At 64.7% G+C, this 19,185-nt stretch carries 15 protein-coding genes; 6 read left to right on the top strand and 9 right to left on the bottom strand.

The window, feature by feature from the left end; genetic code table 11:
• Positions 1-52: 52 nt before the first annotated feature.
• The 7 genes from ACZY0R_RS11680 to ACZY0R_RS11650 form a co-directional block, all read right to left on the bottom strand.
• Positions 53-481 (bottom strand): helix-turn-helix domain-containing protein, encoded by a 429-nt coding sequence (locus tag ACZY0R_RS11680; RefSeq protein ID WP_488859649.1) that lies wholly within the window; start codon positions 479-481, stop codon positions 53-55.
• Positions 482-515: 34 nt separating this feature from the next.
• Complete coding sequence (locus ACZY0R_RS11675) at positions 516-1,097, bottom strand: AraC-like ligand-binding domain-containing protein (protein ID WP_488858499.1); 582 nt, start codon at positions 1,095-1,097, stop codon at positions 516-518.
• A 284-nt stretch (positions 1,098-1,381) separates the two neighbouring features.
• Positions 1,382-4,501, bottom strand: a complete 3,120-nt coding sequence (locus ACZY0R_RS11670; protein ID WP_488858498.1) for an efflux RND transporter permease subunit — start codon at positions 4,499-4,501, stop codon at positions 1,382-1,384.
• Between the two features lie 6 nt (positions 4,502-4,507).
• A complete protein-coding gene (locus ACZY0R_RS11665; protein WP_488858497.1) occupies positions 4,508-5,668 on the bottom strand; it encodes an efflux RND transporter periplasmic adaptor subunit in 1,161 nt (386 codons plus the stop codon).
• Positions 5,669-5,670: 2 nt separating this feature from the next.
• Positions 5,671-6,933, bottom strand: coding sequence for a TolC family protein (locus ACZY0R_RS11660; RefSeq protein ID WP_488859647.1), 1,263 nt, complete (start codon positions 6,931-6,933; stop codon positions 5,671-5,673).
• A 193-nt stretch (positions 6,934-7,126) separates the two neighbouring features.
• Entirely contained in the window at positions 7,127-7,600 is a 474-nt protein-coding gene (locus ACZY0R_RS11655) for a cobalt-zinc-cadmium resistance protein (RefSeq protein WP_488858496.1), read from the bottom strand.
• Between the two features lie 239 nt (positions 7,601-7,839).
• Positions 7,840-8,466 carry a LysE family transporter gene (locus tag ACZY0R_RS11650; protein WP_428179538.1) on the bottom strand — a complete coding sequence of 209 codons (627 nt, stop codon included), beginning with the start codon at positions 8,464-8,466 and terminating at the stop codon, positions 7,840-7,842.
• A 107-nt stretch (positions 8,467-8,573) separates the two neighbouring features.
• Here ACZY0R_RS11650 and ACZY0R_RS11645 point away from each other — a divergent pair, with 107 nt between their 5' ends.
• Together ACZY0R_RS11645 and ACZY0R_RS11640 are read left to right on the top strand one after the other, a co-directional pair.
• On the top strand, positions 8,574-9,044 hold the full coding sequence (locus ACZY0R_RS11645; protein WP_488858495.1) for an Lrp/AsnC family transcriptional regulator: 471 nt from the start codon (positions 8,574-8,576) through the stop codon (positions 9,042-9,044).
• A 397-nt stretch (positions 9,045-9,441) separates the two neighbouring features.
• On the top strand, positions 9,442-11,784 hold the full coding sequence (locus ACZY0R_RS11640; RefSeq protein ID WP_488858494.1) for an NADP-dependent malic enzyme: 2,343 nt from the start codon (positions 9,442-9,444) through the stop codon (positions 11,782-11,784).
• A gap of 128 nt (positions 11,785-11,912) precedes the next feature.
• On the opposite strand, the gene ACZY0R_RS11635 is transcribed toward ACZY0R_RS11640, so the two are convergent.
• The gene (locus ACZY0R_RS11635; protein ID WP_488859645.1) at positions 11,913-12,473 is read right to left on the bottom strand and encodes an LbetaH domain-containing protein; all 561 of its coding nucleotides are present in this window, start codon (positions 12,471-12,473) and stop codon (positions 11,913-11,915) included.
• Between the two features lie 328 nt (positions 12,474-12,801).
• Here ACZY0R_RS11635 and ACZY0R_RS11630 point away from each other — a divergent pair, with 328 nt between their 5' ends.
• From ACZY0R_RS11630 to ACZY0R_RS11615, 4 genes are all read left to right on the top strand, one after another.
• A complete protein-coding gene (locus ACZY0R_RS11630) occupies positions 12,802-13,884 on the top strand; it encodes an enolase C-terminal domain-like protein (RefSeq protein ID WP_488858493.1) in 1,083 nt (360 codons plus the stop codon).
• A 131-nt stretch (positions 13,885-14,015) separates the two neighbouring features.
• Entirely contained in the window at positions 14,016-15,083 is a 1,068-nt protein-coding gene (locus ACZY0R_RS11625) for a carbon-nitrogen hydrolase family protein (RefSeq protein ID WP_045240866.1), read from the top strand.
• 201 nt (positions 15,084-15,284) lie between these two features.
• Entirely contained in the window at positions 15,285-16,952 is a 1,668-nt protein-coding gene (locus ACZY0R_RS11620) for an L-lactate permease (protein WP_488858492.1), read from the top strand.
• Between the two features lie 97 nt (positions 16,953-17,049).
• Positions 17,050-18,111 (top strand): threonine aldolase family protein, encoded by a 1,062-nt coding sequence (locus ACZY0R_RS11615; protein ID WP_488858491.1) that lies wholly within the window; start codon positions 17,050-17,052, stop codon positions 18,109-18,111.
• 17 nt (positions 18,112-18,128) lie between these two features.
• Here the strand turns inward: ACZY0R_RS11615 and ACZY0R_RS11610 are convergent, their stop codons facing one another.
• The gene (locus ACZY0R_RS11610; RefSeq protein WP_488858490.1) at positions 18,129-19,019 is read right to left on the bottom strand and encodes a LysR substrate-binding domain-containing protein; all 891 of its coding nucleotides are present in this window, start codon (positions 19,017-19,019) and stop codon (positions 18,129-18,131) included.
• Positions 19,020-19,185 lie beyond the last annotated feature (166 nt).

The raw sequence follows: 19,185 nt of genomic DNA, 5'->3' as shown, positions 1-19,185 counted from the left end.
CCCTTGCTGCCAGGCGGCATCCGGGACAGGCTTCGGACGGCCCCCGAGGCCGTCAGGCGCCCCTGCCGGTGGCAGTGAATTCGCCCCGCAGGCTCTCCAGCCATTCGTTGATGGTGGTCGCTTCACTTGCGTCGGCCGGCGCCGCTGGCCAGCTGTTGCGGGGATGCTCCGCGAGCGCGCGCACCTCCCGCGGACTCAGGCTGAAGCGGCGGCGGAAGGCACGGCTGAAGGTGCTCTCATTCGAATAGGCGTAACGATATGCCAGCTCGGCGATGCTGAGCCCGCTGCCCCTGGATCGGGCCAGTTCATCGAAACAGCGATCCAGCCTCCTGCCCTGGATGTAGGCGTTCACGCCGCCGTCGGCGTCGAACAGGCGGTAGAGGCTGGCTCGCGACAGGCGGAAAGCGCCGGCGACCTGCTCCGGCGAGAGCGCTTCCGCGGTCAGGTGTTCTTCGATATAGCGCTGTACCAGCTTGCGCATGCTGCGGCGAGCCGCCTTCTGCACGTCAGGCTCGCTATCCCGAAGCCTGGCGCCACTGCCCTCCAGCATGATCAGCGCCGCGGTGACCGATGCCGCCCTCTCCTCGCCTGTCAGCGCGTCGCCGGCCAGCAGGAGTTGCGACAGGTGCGACGCCAACAGGCGCGTCAAATCCCTGGCCGGCGTCCAGCACCGTACCGTGCAGGTTCCAGCTCCGCAGCGACGCGGGAAGGCGATCGCGCGGCACGGTAAGGGTGATATTGGCAAACGGCGGTGTCCAGCTATCCAGCGTCCGCCCCAGGTCGAGCACGCTGATCGAACCCACGCCAGCATTGAGCGCCCGGTTTCCATACGCGCCCTGAACGCCGCCCGCCACATAGAGCTGAATCAGGATGTGGTCGATATTGCTGCGCCGGATCTCGACGATGCCGCGCTTGAAGCGATGCTCCACCGAGCCGGCACAGCGCGCGATCAGGCTGTCGCCCAGGTGCAACGCCATCAACTCACCGGAGAAGGCGCCCGGCGCGGCGCCAGTCCTGACGTCGAAGAGCGGCGCCAGCGCCGCGCGCCATAGTTCGCAGGCTTCCGGAAGTACCCGCCCGTCGAGGCGGACATGCACTTGCGGCGGCGCTGCCGTACTGGCTTCGAATTCTCCTGCAATCTGTGCTGATGCTGGCCCTGACACGTGATTCCCTGGAGGAGTTACGGTAGATGGCTTCGGCGCCCCGCCGCCCCGGTGCGACGCCATGCCGTACTTTGCGCGTTGGTCCGCGGCAGCGCACATGATATCGAATGGACGGGGTCATGCGTTAGCGCACCAGCTTGCGCCAATGAAAACCGCCCCACCGAAACCGCATGGGGCGTTGCCTGACTGTGCGATGTTTCTGTACTACACCGCCTGTACTACACCGGCACATCCTTCATCGGGTCCGGCTTCCGGTTATCGAACCAGCGGTACAACGTAGGCACCATCACCAGCGTCAGCAGGGTCGACGTGATCAGCCCGCCGATCACCACCACCGCCAGCGGACGCTGCACTTCGGAGCCCGGGCCGGTGGAGAACAGGAAGGGCACCAGCCCCAGCATGGCGATGGTGGCCGTCATCATCACCGGGCGGAATCGCTGGGTCGCGCCCTGGATCACCGCCTGGTCCAGCGACAGGCCGGAATCGCGCAGCGTGCGGATATACGACACCAGCACCACCCCGTTGAGAACCGCCATGCCCCACAGCGCGATAAAGCCCACCGAGGCCGGCACCGACAGGTACTCGCCGGTGACGAACAGGCCGATGATGCCGCCGATGGAAGCAAACGGCAGCACGGTGATGATCAGCGTGGCAAAGCGCACGGAGTTGAACAGCAGGAACAGCAAGAAGAAGATCGCGGCGATGGTCACCGGCACGATGATCTTCAGGTGGCCCATGGCGCGTTCCATATTCTGGAACTGCCCGCCCCACTCCAGGTAGTAGCCTTCCGGCAGCTTGACCTTGCTGTCCGCCGCCTGCTGCAGCTCGGCGACGAAGCCGCCGAGGTCGCGGTCCTTCACGTTGATCATCACCACCACGCGGCGCTTGGCCATTTCGCGGCTGATCTGCGCGGGGCCGTCGCTGACTTCGATCTTCGCCACGCTTTGCAGCGGCACCTGGGCGCCGTTGGGCGTGGCCACCAGCAGCAGGCGGATGGCCTGCACGTTGTCGCGGAACTCTTCGGGCAGGCGCACCGCCGCGGCAAAGCGGCGCTCGCCTTCGAAGATGTCCGTGGCGCGCTTGCCGCCGATGGCGATCTCGATGATGTCGTGGATGTCCGAGGCATTGAGCCCGTAGCGCGCAATGGCCTGGCGGTCGATCTCGATCGACAGGTACTGCTGCCCGGAGATGCGCTCGATGCGGATATCCTGCGACCCCTGGATGCCGCCCGCCACGCGGGCGATCTCGCCAGCCAGCTCACGCAGCTTGTCGAGGTCGTCGCCGAACACCTTCACCGCCACGTCCGAACGCACGCCGCTGACCATCTCGTCGACGCGGTCGGAAATCGGCTGCGCCATCACGATCTGCACGCCGGGGATGGCCTTGAGCTTCTCGCGGATGGCGTTGGCGATATCGTCCTGGGTCCAGCCGTCCGGCCACTCGTTGCGGTCCTTCAGGCTGGCGATGGGCGTGGATTCGTTCTGGCCCTGCGGGTCGGCCGGGCTCTCGCCCCGGCCCACGCCGGACACCACCGACTTCACGCCGGGCACCGACAGCACCAGCTTGTTGGCCTCCATCTCCAGCTTGACCGACTCCTCCAGCGAGATATTCGGCACACGGTCCAGCGCCGGCACGATCGAACCTTCCTTCATCTCGGGGATAAAGGACGTGCCCAGCAGCGGCACGATGGCGACGGTGGCCATGAATGCCACCACCGCGCCAAACACGGTCTTGCGGCTATTGTTCAGCGCCCAGTGCAGCATGCGCAGGTAGTGGCGCTTCATGAAGGCAATCAGCCAGGTATCGTGCTCCGCACCGCCCTTGAGCAGGTAGGACGACAACACCGGCGAGAGCGTCAGCGACAGGAACAGCGAAATCGCCAGCGCAATCGAGATGGTGAACGCCAGCGGCGCGAACATCTTGCCTTCCATGCCGGTCAGCGTCATCAGCGGCAGGAACACCAGGATGATGATGCCCACGCCGACGATCACCGGCGTGGCCACTTCCTGCACCGCCTTGACCAGGATCTCGGTCTTGGTCATGCCGATCTTGTCACGATGGCCGAGCCGCTCGAACGCGTTCTCCACCACCACCACCGAGCCGTCCACCATCAAGCCGATGGCGATGGCCAGCCCCCCCAGCGACATCAGGTTAGCCGACAGGCCCACCTGGTTCATCACCATGAAGGTCATCAGCGGCGTCAGCACCAGCGTAGCCAGCACGATGACGGACGAGCGCACATCCCCCAGGAACAGGAAGAGCACGATCACCACCAGCACCACGCCTTCAAGCAGCACCTTGGTGACTGTCCACAGCGCCGAATCCACCAGCTCGCTGCGGTCGTAGTACGGCACGATCTGCAGCTTGCCCGGCAGCATGCCGCGCTCGTTGATCTCGGCCACGCGGGCCTTGACGCGGCTCACCACTTCCTTGGCGTTGCCGCCGCGCATCATCATGACGATGCCGCCGACCGACTCGGTCTCGCCGTTCTTGACCAGCGCGCCCTGCCGCACCTCGTGGCCGATGGTCACATTGGCCACGTCGCGCACATAGACCGGCGTGCCCGAGATTTCCTTGAGCACGATGCTGCCGATATCGTCCACGCCGCGGGCCAGGCCCACGCCGCGGATCAGGTATTGCTCGGCATAGTGCGGCAGCACGCCGCCGCCGGAGTTGGCGTTATTGCGCGCGAGCGACTGGTAGACCTGCTGCAGCGTGACCTGATAGTGGCGCATGCGGTCCGGGTTGACCAGCACCTGGTACTGCTTGACGAAGCCGCCCTGCGAGTTGATTTCCGCCACGCCGGGAATCGAGCGCAGCAGCGGGCGCACCACCCAGTCCTGCGCGATGCGGCGCTCGGACAACTCCTCGGTCGTCAACGCGCGGTTGCCGTCGTCGGTGCGGTCCAGCGTGTACTGGTAGACCTCGCCCAGGCCGGTGGAGACCGGACCGAGCACCGGCGTCACGCCCTCGGGCATGCGGCCGGCCACTTCGATCAGGCGCTCCATCACCAACTGGCGGGCGAAGTAGACATCCGTCGCATCGGTGAACACCAGCGTGATCAGCGACAGGCCCGCCTTGTTGAGCGAGCGCATCTCTTCCAGGCCGGGCAGCCCGGTCATCGCCATTTCCACCGGCACGGTGACAAAGCGCTCGACCTCCTCCGGCGAACGGCCGGTGGCTTCGGTGGCGATCTGCACCTGCACGTTGGTGACGTCGGGGAAGGCATCCACCGACAGCTTGGTCGCCGCGCGCAGTCCGAAAAAAAACAGCACCACGGCGAGCACGCAAACCACCAGCCGCTGCTTGATAGCGGCTTCCACAAGGGCTTTCATCATGATCGATTACCCCTGTTCCAGGCGCTTGCGCTCGTTGTCCAGATGGAAGGCGCCGTCCACCACGATGCGGTCGCCCGGCTTCACGCCGCCCTGTACCACGCGCATGCCGTCGCTCTCGGCACCCAGCTTGACCTTGGTCAGGCGGTACAGGCCGCCGGCCTGCTCCACGTACACCAGCTCGTCGTTGCCGTCGCGCACGATGGCGGATTCGGGGATCACCAGTTGCTCGGACGGCGCGCTGGCAATCAGCATGCTCGCCAGCATGGCCGGCTTCAGGCGCCCTTCGCGGTTCTCCAGCTCGGTGCGGACCAGCACGGTGCGCGTTTGCGGATTCACGGTACGGCCCACGTAGATGAGCTTGCCGGTGATCTGCTTCTGGCCGGCGCCATTGCCCAGCGACGGCACCTCGATATCCACGCTCTGGCCTTCGGCCACCAACGCCGCCTGCTGCTCCGGCACCTCCGCCACCACCCATACGCGCGACAGGTCGGCCACGGTGTAGAGCGCGTCGGCAGGCTGCACCACCTGGCCTTGCGCCACGTTGCGCTCCACCACGGTGCCGCTGATGCTGGAGAACACCGGCGAGTAGGAATCGATGCTGCCGCTCTTGGCGAGTTGCGCCACAGCGGCGGGCGACATGCCAAGCACGCGCAGCTGGTCGCGGTAGGCACGCATCTCCGCCGACGAGATCGCCAGTTCGCTCTCGCGCCGCTGCAGCTCGCCGCGGCCGATCACGTCGGCGGCGAACAACTGGCGCGCGCGCTCGGCGTTGCGGACCTGCAGCTCGGTCTGGGCCTCGGCCTTCAGAAAGGCCATCTGGGCCGCGCCCAGTTCGCTGCTATGCAGGCGGGCGAGCACCTGGCCCGCCTTGACCTCCTGGCCCAGGATGCCGTAGAGATCCGTCACGCGGCCGGTCACGCTGGCGCCGATGCGGGCCACGCGCTGTTCGTCGAAATCGATGCGCCCGGACGCGCGCAGCATTTCGCTGAAGGCGCTGGTGGCGACCGGCGCCACTTTGAGCGATGCCTGCAGGGTGCCTTCCGGCTTGACCACGCCGGGCGGCTGCTTGGGCGCCTCGGTGGCGGGCACGGGTTCGTCGGAGCAGCCTGCCAGGGAAAACAGCAGGACTGCGGTTGCCGTCAGGGAAAGAAGAAAATGGGGACGCATGCTTATTTGGTTTCCGTAGGTGCCGAAGGAGCGAAGGGAGCCGTGGGTGCCCCGGTCTGCCCGGGCACGCTCGACAGCAGCTTCTCGATCTGGATGGTGGCCGCCTGCAATTCGTACTGCGCTCCGATCAGGTCGCTGCGCGCGCCGCGCAGCACGCGCTGGGCATCGAGGTAATCCAGGATGCCGCGCTCGCCAAAGCGATAGGCCGACTCGGCCACCGAGAGCGCGGACGCGGCCTGGCGTACGATGCCGCCTTCCAGCGCGCTCACCTGCGCCTGCGTGATCTCGTATTGCCGGTAGGCCGACTCCAGCTCCTGCGTAAGCTCGAACTCGCGCGCCTCCAGCGCGGTGCGGGCCTGGATGGCCTGCGCGGTGGCCTCGCCCACCGGGCCGCTGCGGCGGTCCCACAGCGGGATGGTGAGGACCAGGCCGACCTGCGAGACCGTGTTGTCGGGCTGGCGCTCGGCGCTGGCGCGCACCGCCAGTTCCGGCAGCCTCAGCGAGCGCTGGTAGTCCACGGCCAGGCTGGCCCGGTCGGCTTCCAGGCGGCGCTGGGTCAGTTCGGCGTTGGTCCCGGTCAGCGTATCGCGCAGCACCGGCAGGGCCGGCAGCGCCGGAGCCTGGTTAAGGCTGCCGGCCAGCGAATAGGCCGCCGGCAAGGCGCCGCCCACCTGCTGGCGCAGCGCGGCCTTGGCCTGGTTGACCCGCAACTGGGCGCTCTGCAGCGTCTTTTGCGCGCCGAGCAGTTCGGTGTCGGCCTTGATCAGCTCATAGCGCGGCGCTTCGCCAACCTCCACCCGCAGGCGGGCGCGGTCCTGGATCTGCCGCATCATGGCCAGGTCTTCCTTGGCCGCGGCCAGCTCCATCTCGCGCCGCAATACGTCGAAATACGACGTCTTGACGCGCGCCGCCAGATCCGCCCGGAACGCCTGGCGGCCAGCTTCGGTAGCCTCCAGGCTGCGCCCGGCGATCTCGGCGCGCAGTTTGCGCTGCTGCGGATAGTCCAGCTTCTGGGTGATGGCCATGGCCGGCGCGGCGCCACCGGTCACACCGGAGGTACGCGGCGACAGGCGGCCGTACAGCACCTCCACCTGCGGATTGGGATAGGCGCGCGCGCTGGTCACGGCGGCACTGGCGGCATCCACGCCGGCCTGCGCCGCTTCGACGCCTTTGTTGGTGGACTGCGAAAGGGACAGCAGTTGCGGCAAGGTGAACGTTTCCGCCGCGAGAGCCGGCAAGGCTCCGAGCGACAGCAACGCCACCATGGAAAACATGGTGATCTGTTTGATCTGCATGACAATTGGGGGCAGGCGAAACGGCTGCGCGCCCGCCGCCGGCGCGCGCAAAAAGCGCGCGCCGGCGGTCAGCCAGCGATCGCGGACGCGATCGGGCCCAGGCGCCCAGGCAATGGGAACGCAGCCCGGGCACGCCAATGGCGCGCCGGGGTTGCCAGGGCTGTCAGATCAGGGAAATGGGGGGCTTGAAGAAGGCCGCGGGCAAAGGCTCTGGGCGCGCCGGGAGCTGTTGCGCGATCTCGTTGGGCGGCAGCGAGACGCGTACGGTCGGCAGCGCGAAGAGCGCGCTGGATTCCTCGATCTCGTCGAGCATGTCGAGCGGGTCGAGCAGGTCGGCGGACCAGATTTCGCAGTAGCCGGGCGGGTCGTCGTCCTCCGCCAGCATCTCCGCGGCCGATTCGCCCAGCAGCCCATCGTCGCCCGGCGCCACGACGCGTTCCAGGTCGGCACTGCCGTCCAGTTCGTCGAGGGTGCGGGCGAGCGTGGATTCCAGGATCACGCGGTCGAGCGGGTCAAGCCGCTCGGTCCGGGCAGACTCGAATGCAGCCCCCGCCGCACCGGCGTGCGAACTCGCCGCTGCCCCGAAGGACAGCAGAGACAAGCACAGAACGGTCAGCAGGAGCAGCAGGGATCGCATGAATTGGGGGTAAAACGGAGATGGCGCAGTCCTCGCCGCAGGGTGCAAATGACCTGAAATGGCCTGAAATGGCCTGTTGCAAGGCGATGGTGCACTACAGCATTGTAACTGAACGCAAATCATAGACAGGGAAGCGCCCGGCATGTTCCTGAAGAGTTGCGAAAGTTGCCAGTTGCCTTTTGCGCAACGCCGGTAGCAAGTCGAGAAGCTCCGATCATTGATCGGGCAGGTTTTCCATATCACGTTCCCACAACCGAAATCCACTGCCACATCGCAAACGCGGCCAGCACGAGCGCTGAGACCGCGTTGATGCGCTGGCGCCAGGCGGGCGTGAACAGATGGCGGCCCCGTGCGACCACCAGGGAAAGCGCGAGCCACCAGAGCGATGACCCGGCAAATACCCCCAGGATCATGGGAACGGGAGAAACAGGGCCCAGGGCACCGCCGCTCAATGCGCCGAACACGGCCACAAAAGACAGGATGGTGGCGGGATTGGACAGCGTCAGGACAAAGGTGCCGGCGAGACAACGCAGCAGATCCGAGCCGCCGGGCACGGACGCCGCCGATGCCGCCAGCGGCGCGCGCCAGGTTCGCCAGGCCAGCCAGAGCAACAAGGCGCCACCGCCCAGCGCCAGGGGCATGCGCGCGGCGGCAAGCGCGTGGATGATCCAGCTGACCCCGAAGGCGCCGATCGCGCCGTACACGGAGTCCGCCAGCGCGGCTCCCATGCCGGTGGCCAGTCCCACTGCCATGCCGCGCTCAAGCGTGCGCTGAATCGTCAGGAGCCCGATGGGGCCGACCGGCGCTGCGATCGAAATCCCGACCAGGGCCGCCTTGAGGAAGAGGAGAAGTGTCGTCGAGTCCATGCACCGATGGTATCCCGTTCTCCGCGGTGAATGAATCATGTAAATTCTGTGGTTCGGCAGACGTGCTTTCGATTTTTTAAGCCGCCCAGCCAAAATACGGAAACCCTATGCTTGAACTCGACGACAAGGCATGGCGCCTGATTCAGTCCATCCAGGCCGATGGGCGGCAACCGCTCAAGGTACTGGCCGAAGCCACAGGCTTGTCCATCCCCGCTACGCTGGAGCGCCTGCGCCGCCTGGAAGAGGCCGGCGTGGTGCGAGGATTCCATGCGGACATCGACCCGAAGGCGGTGGGCTACAGCGTGCGCGCCATCGTGGGGATCAATGTGCCTCAGCCGGGCAAGCAGGCGTTGCTGGACAAGCTCCGCAACTCGCCGCGCGTACTGGAATGCCATCATGTCAGCGGCAACGATTCCTACATGCTATCCGTGGTGGCCACCGACCTGGACGACCTGGAGCTGTTCCTCTCCGAGATCAACGGGTTCGGCGAGACAAGGACTTCCATTGTCTTCTCGACGCCGATCGAGCGCCGGGGGCTTGCACTGCCGGCACAACGGGAATCGAGGCCGGCCGGCTAGCCCCGGCATTCACGCAATGCCTCGATCGAATTCAAGGCGGGTTGAGATTATTTCAAATCCCGGCCATGGTTATATTCCCGTCTCCTCCTGATTTCGCCCGCACTTCGCTGATACGGTAAATTAGGCGCGCTCTGATACTGTACGGCAGCCTGGGGCACGGCTACGCTTGGTCCGATACTCTCCGCGCGATCATTCTCATGGCGATCAGGCCATGCCAACCGCGGTTGCAGCGGTTTGTATCGCTCCCGATACGCCGCGTTTTTTTCGGCATGAACATGCCGGAATATCGCTCGCGAAACCGAAGCCGAAGCCGACACTCCCGAAGATTGATGGAATCACAGAATTCCGTTAGTCCAGCTCGAAGCACGATTGGCTTGCCAATCTCGTACTGCAAATCATGACCACCACACCCGAAAATAACGAAGCAAAGCCGGATAGCACACCTGACCAAAGCCGCGAATCACTGCGCAAGGCTGCCCTGGAATATCACGAGTTTCCGACGCCGGGCAAGATCTCGGTCACGCCGACCAAGCCGCTGTCCAACCAGCGTGACCTGGCGCTGGCCTACTCGCCGGGCGTGGCCGCCGCGTGCGAGGAAATCGTGGTCGATCCGGCCAATTCCTTCCGCTACACCGCGCGCGGCAACCTGGTCGGCGTGATCACCAACGGCACCGCCGTGCTGGGCCTGGGCGACATCGGCCCGGCGGCGTCCAAGCCGGTCATGGAAGGCAAGGCGGGCCTGTTCAAGAAGTTCGCCGGCATCGACGTGTTCGACATCGAACTCGACGAGAAGGACCCCGAGAAGCTGGTGCAGATCATTGCCGCGCTCGAGCCCACCTTCGGCGGCATCAACCTGGAAGACATCAAGGCACCGGAGTGCTTCTACGTCGAGCGCAAGCTGCGCGAACGCATGAAGATTCCCGTCTTCCACGATGACCAGCATGGCACCGCCATCGTGGTCGGCGCGGCGGTCGTCAACGGCCTCAAGGTGGTCGGCAAGGACATCGACAAGGTCAAGCTGGTGGCTTCCGGCGCGGGCGCCGCGGCGCTGGCGTGCCTGGACCTGCTGCTCGACCTGGGCATGAAGCTTGAAAACATCTGGGTGACCGACCTGGCCGGCGTGGTCTACGAAGGCCGCACCGAGCTGATGGACCCGGAAAAGGCCCGTTTCTCGCAAAAGACCGACAAGCGCAAGCTGGCCGAAGTGATCGACGGCGCCGACATCTTCCTGGGCTTGTCCGCCGCCGGCGTGCTCAAGCAGGACATGGTCCAGCGCATGGCCGACAAGCCGCTGGTGCTGGCCTTGGCCAACCCCAACCCGGAAATCCTGCCGGAGCTGGTCAAGGAAGTGCGTCCGGATGCGGTGATCGCCACCGGCCGTACCGACTACCCGAACCAGGTCAACAACGTCCTGTGCTTCCCCTTCATCTTCCGCGGCGCGCTGGATTGCGGCGCGACCACCATCACGCGTGAGATGGAAGTCGCCGCGGCGCATGCGATCGCGGAACTGGCGCGCCAGGAGCAGAGCGACATCGTCGCCACCGCCTACGGCATCCAGGACCTGTCGTTCGGCCCCGAGTACCTGATTCCCAAGCCCTTCGACCCGCGCCTGATCGTCAAGATCGCGCCGGCGGTGGCCGAGGCCGCCATGCAGTCCGGCGTGGCCGCGCGCCCGATCAAGGACATGGACGCGTACCGCCTGCAGTTGCAGCAGTTCGTGTACCACTCGGGCACGCTGATGAAGCCGATCTACGCGGCTGCCCGCCAGGTCGACATGGAGAAGAAGCGCATCGTCTTCGCCGAGGGCGAGGAAGAGCGTGTGCTGCGCGCGGTGCAGGTGATCGTCGATGAAAAGCTGGCCAACCCGATCCTGATCGGCCGCCCGGCCGTGATCGCCCACCGCATCGAGCGCTTCGGCCTGCGCCTGCGCGGCGGCATCGACTTCACCGTGGTCAACCCGGAACACGACGCGCGCTTCCGCGACTACTCCGAGGCGTACTTCAAGATGATGGCCCGCAAGGGCGTCACCCAGCAGTACGCCAAGCTGGAAATGCGCCGCCGCACCACGCTGATCGGCGCCATGCTGGTCAAGCAGGGCGAGGCCGACGGCATGATCTGCGGCACCGTCAGCACCACCGCAGCCCACCTGCGCTACATCGACCAGATCCTGGGCGGTGCCAACGAGGTGTACGCGGCGATGAACGGGCTGGTGCTGCCGGGCCGCCAGATTTTCCTGGTCGACACGCACGTCAATATCGACCCGACCGCCCACCAGCTGGCCGAGATCACCCTGATGGCCGCCGAAGAGCTCAAGCGCTTCGGCATCGTGCCCAAGGTGGCGCTGGTGTCGCACTCGAACTTCGGCTCGTCCGAAGCGCCGTCGGCGCAGAAGATGCGCGAAACGCTGGCGATCCTGCGCGAACGCGCGCCGGAACTCGAGGTGGATGGCGAGATGCACGGCGATTGCGCCCTCGACCCGAAGCTGCGCGACACGCTGGTGCCGGACGGCGCGCTCAAGGGCGAAGCCAACCTGCTGGTGTGCCCGAACATCGATGCGGCCAACATCGCCTACAACCTGCTCAAGGTCGCGGCGGGCAACAATGTGGCAATCGGGCCGATCCTGCTCGGGGTCAAGGCGCCGGTGCATATCCTGACGCCTTCGGCTACGGTGCGGCGTATCGTCAATATGACGTCGCTGGTGGTGGTGGGCGCCGCGGCAATGCAATCGCCCCGGGGCTGAGTCGCCGGGTACCGGCGCCAGAAGCAAGAGCAAGCGATCACCGCCGGGACTGCAGATGCCCGGCGGTGATCAGCGATACAGGATTGTCAGCGAGGGCCGGCCTTGTCAAATGCGCGAGCCCGCTCCCTTCACAGCTCGTTCTGGATGCGTTTGTAGCCGCTTACAAACTGATTATTCGTACGTGCGACATCTTCAGAGAACTCGGCGGCTTCCGCTGTCACCCGCGGGATCTGTTCAAGATCCGTCGCCGGCCCGATCCGCTCCGTGGACGGCACATGGAATCCGCACGGCAGGCGACAGCCATCCACCACGGCGTTGTGCCGCACAACGCAGCCATGGCCGACCGAGCAGTTGTACAGAACACTGTTGAACCCGATAAAGACGCGGTCCCCCACGTCGCAGGGTCCGTGGACGATGGCGCGGTGGGCAATGAACGTGTCCGACCCGATCAGCACGCCAGCGCCCGCCCGGGAATGAATGATTACCCCATCCTGGATACTTGAATTCGCGCCGATGACGATCGGCTGCATGCCGCCATCCGGCCCGGCCTCATCTGCCCGGATAACGACATAGGGCCCGATGAACACATTCTCACGGACCACCACGCGCCCGCATATGATTGCGGTGGGGTCGACAAATGCACTCTCGTGAATAACCGGTAAATCTCCGCTTGGGTTCTTTCGAATCACAGCATATTCCCCTGGCATGTTTTATCGCCGTGCATGGTCAAGGGCATCCCGCGGAGCGCCCCGTCCCGCACAGGCTCCGCGCGCACTGGCGCCTGGCATGAGCACCATACAGCGGCTCCACCGGCTCAGGCAACGGAAAGGCAGCCGCCGCCGAATATTTCAATCCCGCTTGATCGTATTTCAAGGTACTTCGCTTTTATTCAAAGCGGCGGACAAAAACGGGCTCAATGTTTCGTGAAATACTTTCAAAGTATTCCCATACTGCTGCTCCCGATTCTCAACGCATACTAGCGTCATCCGTTTTTTGAGAAACCCAGCGAGAGCGATCATGTCCAACTCCCCGTTGATCACCGGCTTCGATGTGCGCCCGGTCATTGTTCCACTGCACCCTCCCCTGCGTACCGCAAGCGGTGTCATGGCAACGGCGCCGCTAGTGCTGCTCGATATCAAGACCAGCAGCGGCATCGCCGGCAGCGCCTACATCTTCACCTATACGCCGCTCGTCCTGCGGGGAGTTGTCCAGGTACTGAAGGACATCCTGCCGGTGATGGAGTCGTGGGCGCTGGAACCGAAGGCGAATATGGAAGCGCTTCGGCGCAGGTTCGTCCTGATCGGCACGCCAGGCCTCCTCGACATGGCCCTGGCCGCGATCGACATGGCCCTGTGGGACGCACATTCGCGCGTCATCGGGCTGCCGCTGGTGCGGGTGCTGGGTGGCACGCCGTCAAAGACCCTTGCCTATGCGAGCTTCGGCATGGAGCGTCCCAATGATGCCGCGCCGCTGATCGAAGCCGCCGTACAAGCGGGCTTCCGCGCCATCAAGATCAAGATTGGCTACCCGACCCTGGAGGAAGACCTCCGGGCTGTGCGCGCCGCCAGGGCATTGATCGGCACGGACGGCAAGCTGATGGTCGACTACAACCAGTCCCTGTCCGTCCCCGAGTCCATCCGCAGGGGCGAGGCCCTCGACGAAGAGGGCATCGAGTGGATAGAGGAACCGACAAGGTACGACGATTTCGCCGGCCACGCGAAGATCGCCGCCGCGGTCAGGACCCCCATTCAGCTTGGCGAGAATCTCTACGGCCCGCGCGAGGTGCTGCGCAGCATCCAGCAAGCGTCATCGGACCTCATGATGCTCGACCTGATGAAGATCGGCGGCGTATCGGGGTGGCTCGACGCCTCGGCGGTCTGTGCCGCTACCGCCATTCCGGTCTCCACGCACTTCTTCCAGGAAGCGAGCGCGCATCTCCAGAGCCTTACCCCGACCGCGCACTACCTGGAGTACTTCGGGCTCGCTGACGCGGTCCTGCTGGATCCCTTGCAGGTAACCGAAGGCGCTGTCGAGCCCGGCGAGCTTCCCGGACTGGGCATCCGGTGGAACGAAGACGCGGTCCGCCGTTTCGCCGCCTGATTTTCCTGGAGCCCGGTTCCCGGAACCCGGCTTTCGAACGCCAGAGCCTGAATGATCAGGCACCCAAGGCACCTAAAGCACCTAAAGCACCCAACTGCCGGCAACGGCATTTCTTTCGGAGACAACCTCAAATGAAAACCTATCCCAAGTTCAAAGCCGCCGCGTGCCATGCGGCACCGATCTACTTCAATACGCCGGCGACCGTCGACAAGGCCTGCGCATGGATCGCCGAAGCCGCCGGCAACGGCGCCGAACTCATCGCGTTTCCGGAAGCCTTCATCTCCTCCTTCCCTGTCTGGTCCGGCGTCTGGGCGCCGGTGGATGTGCATGAGTTCTTCGTCAAGCTGGCCTCGTCGGCAGTGGAAGTGAATGGCCCCGAGGTCAGGCAGATCCGCGATTGCGCCAAGCGCCACGGTGTCTTTGTTTCACTGGGCATCAACGAGGGCACGCCCATCAGCCCCGCCTGCATCTGGGACACCAACATCCTGATCGGCGACGACGGGTCCATCCTGAATGCACACCGCAAGCTCGTTCCCACGTATTGGGAGAAGCTCACGTGGACACCGGGCGACGGCAACGGCCTGCGCGTGTCGGATACCCGCATCGGCCGCATCGGTGCGCTGGTTTGTGGCGAGAACACCAATGCCCTCGCACGCTTTACGCTGCTCGCGCAAGGAGAAAACGTGCACGTTTCGTCCTTCTCTCCGCGCTGGCCGACCAATCCGCCGGGAGAGTCGGGCTACGACCTTGAAGCGGCGATCCGCCTGCGGGCCGGCGCGCATGCCTTCGAAGGCAAGCTCTTCAATATCGTCGCATCGGGCTTCCTTCCCCCCGAAGCCATCGACATGATCAGCCGCGACAATTCCAGGGCTCGCCAGTTGCTGGAAGAGTCGCCGAAGAGCGTTTCCATGATCCTGGGACCGGATGGCCAGCCCATCAGCGAGGTGATCCGCGACGAGGAAGGCATCGTCTATGCGGATATCGACCTCGCGAAATGCGTGGTGCCGAAGCAGTTCCAGGACGTGGTCGGTTACTACAACCGCTTCGATGTGTTCCAGCTGAAGGTCAACCGGCGCGCGCTGGCGCCAGTTGAATTCTCCTCGCATCCGGAGGAGCGCACTGCCGGAGCCGAGGACGACGACCTGAACGATCTCCTCTTCAATTCCGCGGGCACTGTCCCCGCACGGCACAACGCCTGACCCGAAGCGCGATGGCGCGATATTGCGATAGCGCATTAGTCAATATTGCAATGGTCAATCGCGGTCCGGCCCCGCAGCGCCGGACCGCCGATCTCTTCACGGCGTGAATTAAAACCAGTCTAAAACCGCTCCGTGCCCCACCGGCGAAGTATCGAAACATATCGATTCAGCCGCATAAAAATGCATTGCTAGGAGACAAACATGGCATGGAGTCAAATCTATGATCCATTGGGAAGCCCGTTGCTCTCGACACTCGTTGCAGCGATCCCGATCGTCGTACTGTTGGCCGCACTGGCCTTCTTCCACATTCAAGCGCACCTGGCCGCGGGCCTGGCCCTGCTGGCCGGCGGCGTAGTTGCCTGCACGGTCTTCGGGATGCCGGCGAGCATGGCGGGAAAGGCAGCCACATACGGCATTGCCTCCGGCCTCTTCCCGATCGGCTGGATCGTTCTCAACATCATCTTCCTGCACCGGCTGACCACGCAGAACGGCTTCTTCAAGGCGCTCCAGAACTCGATCTCCGGGGTCACGGAAGACAAGCGCATCCAGCTGTTGCTGGTCGCATTTTGTTTTGGCGCTTTTTTTGAAGGCGCGGCCGGATTCGGCACGCCGGTCGCGGTCACTGGCGCGATCCTGATCGGCTTTGGCTTCTCCCCGCTCGCCGCATCCGGGCTCGCGCTGATCGCGAATACGGCGCCGGTGGCATTCGGCGCGCTTGGCTCCCCTGTCCTTGCCCTCGCTTCCGTCACGGGGCTGGATCTCCTGCAACTCTCGGCCATGATCGGAAGGCAGTTGCCCTTCTTCTCGGTCCTGGTGCCGTTCTGGCTGATCTGGGCGTTTGCCGGTTTCCGGGGCATGAAAGAGATCTGGCCGGCCATCCTGGTCGCCGGTGTCAGCTTCGCGGTCCCGCAGTATCTCGTTTCCAATTTCCACGGGCCCTGGCTTGTCGACGTCATCTCCTCGCTCGTCTCCATGAGCTGCCTGGCCCTGTTCATGAAGGTCTGGAAGCCCCGCAAGATCTGGACATCCGCAAAGCTGTTCAACCGTCACGATGATTCCAAGGTCGAGAACCACGAACCGCCGCAAACGGAAGCCCCTGCGCGCCGCATCTCCGCGGCGAAGGCGTGGATGCCGTGGGTCATCCTGACGGTGTTTGTCTTCCTGTGGGGGATTCCGCAGTTCAAGAAGTACCTGGATGCCCTCTGGACCTGGAAATACAGCATCCCCGGCCTGGACAAGATGGTGCTCAAGGTGCCGCCGGTGGTCGCCGCGGCGATTCCCGAATCGGCCGTGTACTCGTTCAACGTCCTGTCGATGGCCGGCACCGGCATCCTGGTCGCGTCGGTGATCAGCGGGATCCTGATGGGATACTCGCTGCCCAGGCTGCTGCGGGAGTACTGGCAGACCATCAAGCTGGTCCGGTATTCGCTGCTGACCATCTGCGCCATGTTCGGCGTGGGCTACCTGACCAAGTTCTCCGGCCTGGACGCGACGCTGGGGCTTGCCTTTGCCCATACCGGTGTCCTCTATCCGCTCTTCGGCACGATGCTCGGTTGGCTTGGCGTTGCGCTGACCGGATCGGACACGGCCGCCAACGTGCTGTTCGGCGGCCTGCAGAAGACCACCGCTGAACAACTTGGCCTGTCGCCGTACCTGATGGCATCCGCCAACAGCTCCGGCGGCGTCATGGGAAAGATGATCGATGCGCAATCCATCGTGGTTGCCTCGACCGCCACCAAGTGGTACGGGCATGAAGGCGACATCCTGCGCTACGTTTTCTTCCACTCCCTGATCCTGGCCGTTCTAGTTGGACTCTTCATTACGCTGCAGGCGTATCTCTACCCGTTCACGCAGATGGTCATCCATTAGCTTAGCGCCTGCCCCTTCCCCAAAGAGGCAAGCTTTTGGCCGATCCCCCGGATCGGCTTTTTTCCTCGCCGCTTTCCCTATCACGAGGCAAGATTCCATGCATACGCGGATCGATCTCTACAGCGACACGAAGACCCGGCCTTCGCCCGGCATGCGCGCGGCAATGGCGGACGCCACGGTTGGCGACGAACAAGCCGGCGAGGACCCGGCGACGCTGGCCCTTTGCGCACGGGTAGCCGGTCTCCTGGGCATGGAGGCCGGCGTCTTTCTTCCGTCCGGGACGATGGCCAACCTGGTCGCGATCCTGGTGCATGCCCGGCCCGGCGACGAGCTGATCGCGGACAGCCAGTCGCACATCGTGTGCACCGAGGCCGCCGGTGCCGCCGCGATTGGCGGAGTCGCCGTCTATCCGCTCGAATCGCCGCACGGCATCTTCGATGCGGCACAGGTCGCCGGCGCGATCCGTCCACCTGGCCGTACCTCGCCGCGAACCGCCATGCTGTGCGTCGAGCAAACGACCAATTTCGCCGGCGGCGCAGTCTGGAGCATCGGGCAACTGAAGGGCGTGCGTGATGTGGCGCAAGGTGCCGGCCTGGCATGCCACATGGACGGCGCCCGCCTGCTGAACGCCAGCGCCGCTACCGGCATGGCGCCGTCGGACTATGCACAGGGATGGGATAGCGCGTGGATCGACCTGACCAAAGGACTTGGGTGCCCTGTCGGGGCCGTGCTATGCGGCACCGGGCGTTTCATCGAGCGCGCGTGGGAATGGAAGTACCGTCTAGGCGGCGCCATGCGCCAGTCCGGCGTCCTCGCGGCAGCCGGCCTGTATGCACTGGAAAACCACCTGGAACAATTGCCCCGCGATCATGAGAATGCCGCGCTGATTTGGCGGGCGCTGGCCGCCAGCCAGCTCTTCCGCTTCGATCCGCCGGTGCCGCAGACCAACATCCTGCGCTTCGCGTTCTCCGACGCCAGGATCGACAATGCGGGATTTGCCGGACGATGCCTTGAGCGCGGCGTGAGGGTCCGGGCTATCGACCGTGGCCTCGTGCGCGTCACCACCCACCTCGACATCTCCGCTGATATGGCGGCAACCGCTGCCGCCACGATGCTGTCGGTTGCCCACGAGATGCGCGGCGGAGCCTCAGGCGGTTGATTCAGGCTGATTCCGGCTTATTTCAGCGGATTGCGCAGTATGTCGGTCATCCAGCGGACGAACTTCACAATATCGCTCCCCTCTTCGCATCCCGGCGGGTAGGTGATGTAGTACGCGTAGATCGAGCGCACCTGAAGGTCGAACAAGGGAACCAGGACGCCCGAACTGATCCAGCTCCGCGCCATCCTGTTACGCGCCAGTGCAACGCCCTGGCCGTTCACCGCGGCTTCCAGCATCAGCCCGAGGTCGACAAATTGCGCGCCGATGCTCGGCTCCGGCCAGTCAAGCCCGGCGGCCACCAGCCAGGGCCGCCAGGGCTCAAGCGGACAACGCAGGAGGCGTGCCGTGGATAGTTTCTCGGGCGACTGGAATGGCCCGACATCGCGAAGGTAGCTGGGACTGCAGACAGGAAAGACCGGCTCATCCAGTATCTTCACCGTTTCGAGACCCGGATAACTCCCTGTGCCAAAGCGGATCTCGATATCCGCGTTCTCGGATTTGAGCCCCACCAGCGGCACGGACAGTTGAAGAATCAGCTCGAGATCAGGGTGCGCATCCTGGAAACCGGTGAGATGCGGCACCAGCACCTGGCGCGCAAAGGTCGGCGGTGCGGCGACGCGCAACTGGCGGATCTCTCCGGCAGACCTTGGCCGGGCGCTGTAGTGGCTCAACGCGTTCAGCGCTTCCTTCACCACTTCGAGATACTCGGACCCTCGCGCCGTCAGGGTGAACCCGCCTTGGACCGAATTGAAAAGCTCGATGCCCATGACGTCTTCAAGCTGGCGGATGCGATGACTGATCGCACTAGGCGTGACGCACAATTCTTGCGCCGCCAACGTCCCGCTGCGCAGCCGCGCGACGGCTTCGAACGCGGTCAGGCATTGCAGCGGTGGAACTCTATACGTCATGGAAAGTGCTCACGAGTGTACCTACCCCAACCGCTGCGGATGCGACGGACGACAGGCGTTCAGAACTACGCGAGGGAGGAGAACCCGAGACGCCGGAGCACGCTATCGGGGCGTATCCTCCATGCCCGGTGCGCGGATGCCTGCGGCAACGGAACCTCGCGCAAGT

This window comes from Cupriavidus sp. F041 (assembly GCF_057814235.1).
This window is presented reverse-complemented; position numbering and strand designations above follow the sequence as displayed.

Coding starts and splice junctions, on each gene's coding strand:
- ACZY0R_RS11680 (WP_488859649.1), bottom strand. CDS start 481: ATGCGCAAGCTGGTACAGCGCTATATCGAAGAACACCTGACCGCGGAA.
- ACZY0R_RS11650 (WP_428179538.1), bottom strand. CDS start 8,466: ATGGACTCGACGACACTTCTCCTCTTCCTCAAGGCGGCCCTGGTCGGG.
- ACZY0R_RS11620 (WP_488858492.1), top strand. CDS start 15,285: ATGGCATGGAGTCAAATCTATGATCCATTGGGAAGCCCGTTGCTCTCG.
- ACZY0R_RS11610 (WP_488858490.1), bottom strand. CDS start 19,019: ATGACGTATAGAGTTCCACCGCTGCAATGCCTGACCGCGTTCGAAGCC.
- ACZY0R_RS11665 (WP_488858497.1), bottom strand. CDS start 5,668: ATGCGTCCCCATTTTCTTCTTTCCCTGACGGCAACCGCAGTCCTGCTG.
- ACZY0R_RS11630 (WP_488858493.1), top strand. CDS start 12,802: ATGTCCAACTCCCCGTTGATCACCGGCTTCGATGTGCGCCCGGTCATT.
- ACZY0R_RS11625 (WP_045240866.1), top strand. CDS start 14,016: ATGAAAACCTATCCCAAGTTCAAAGCCGCCGCGTGCCATGCGGCACCG.
- ACZY0R_RS11655 (WP_488858496.1), bottom strand. CDS start 7,600: ATGCGATCCCTGCTGCTCCTGCTGACCGTTCTGTGCTTGTCTCTGCTG.
- ACZY0R_RS11670 (WP_488858498.1), bottom strand. CDS start 4,501: ATGATGAAAGCCCTTGTGGAAGCCGCTATCAAGCAGCGGCTGGTGGTT.
- ACZY0R_RS11640 (WP_488858494.1), top strand. CDS start 9,442: ATGACCACCACACCCGAAAATAACGAAGCAAAGCCGGATAGCACACCT.
- ACZY0R_RS11615 (WP_488858491.1), top strand. CDS start 17,050: ATGCATACGCGGATCGATCTCTACAGCGACACGAAGACCCGGCCTTCG.
- ACZY0R_RS11645 (WP_488858495.1), top strand. CDS start 8,574: ATGCTTGAACTCGACGACAAGGCATGGCGCCTGATTCAGTCCATCCAG.
- ACZY0R_RS11660 (WP_488859647.1), bottom strand. CDS start 6,933: ATGGTGGCGTTGCTGTCGCTCGGAGCCTTGCCGGCTCTCGCGGCGGAA.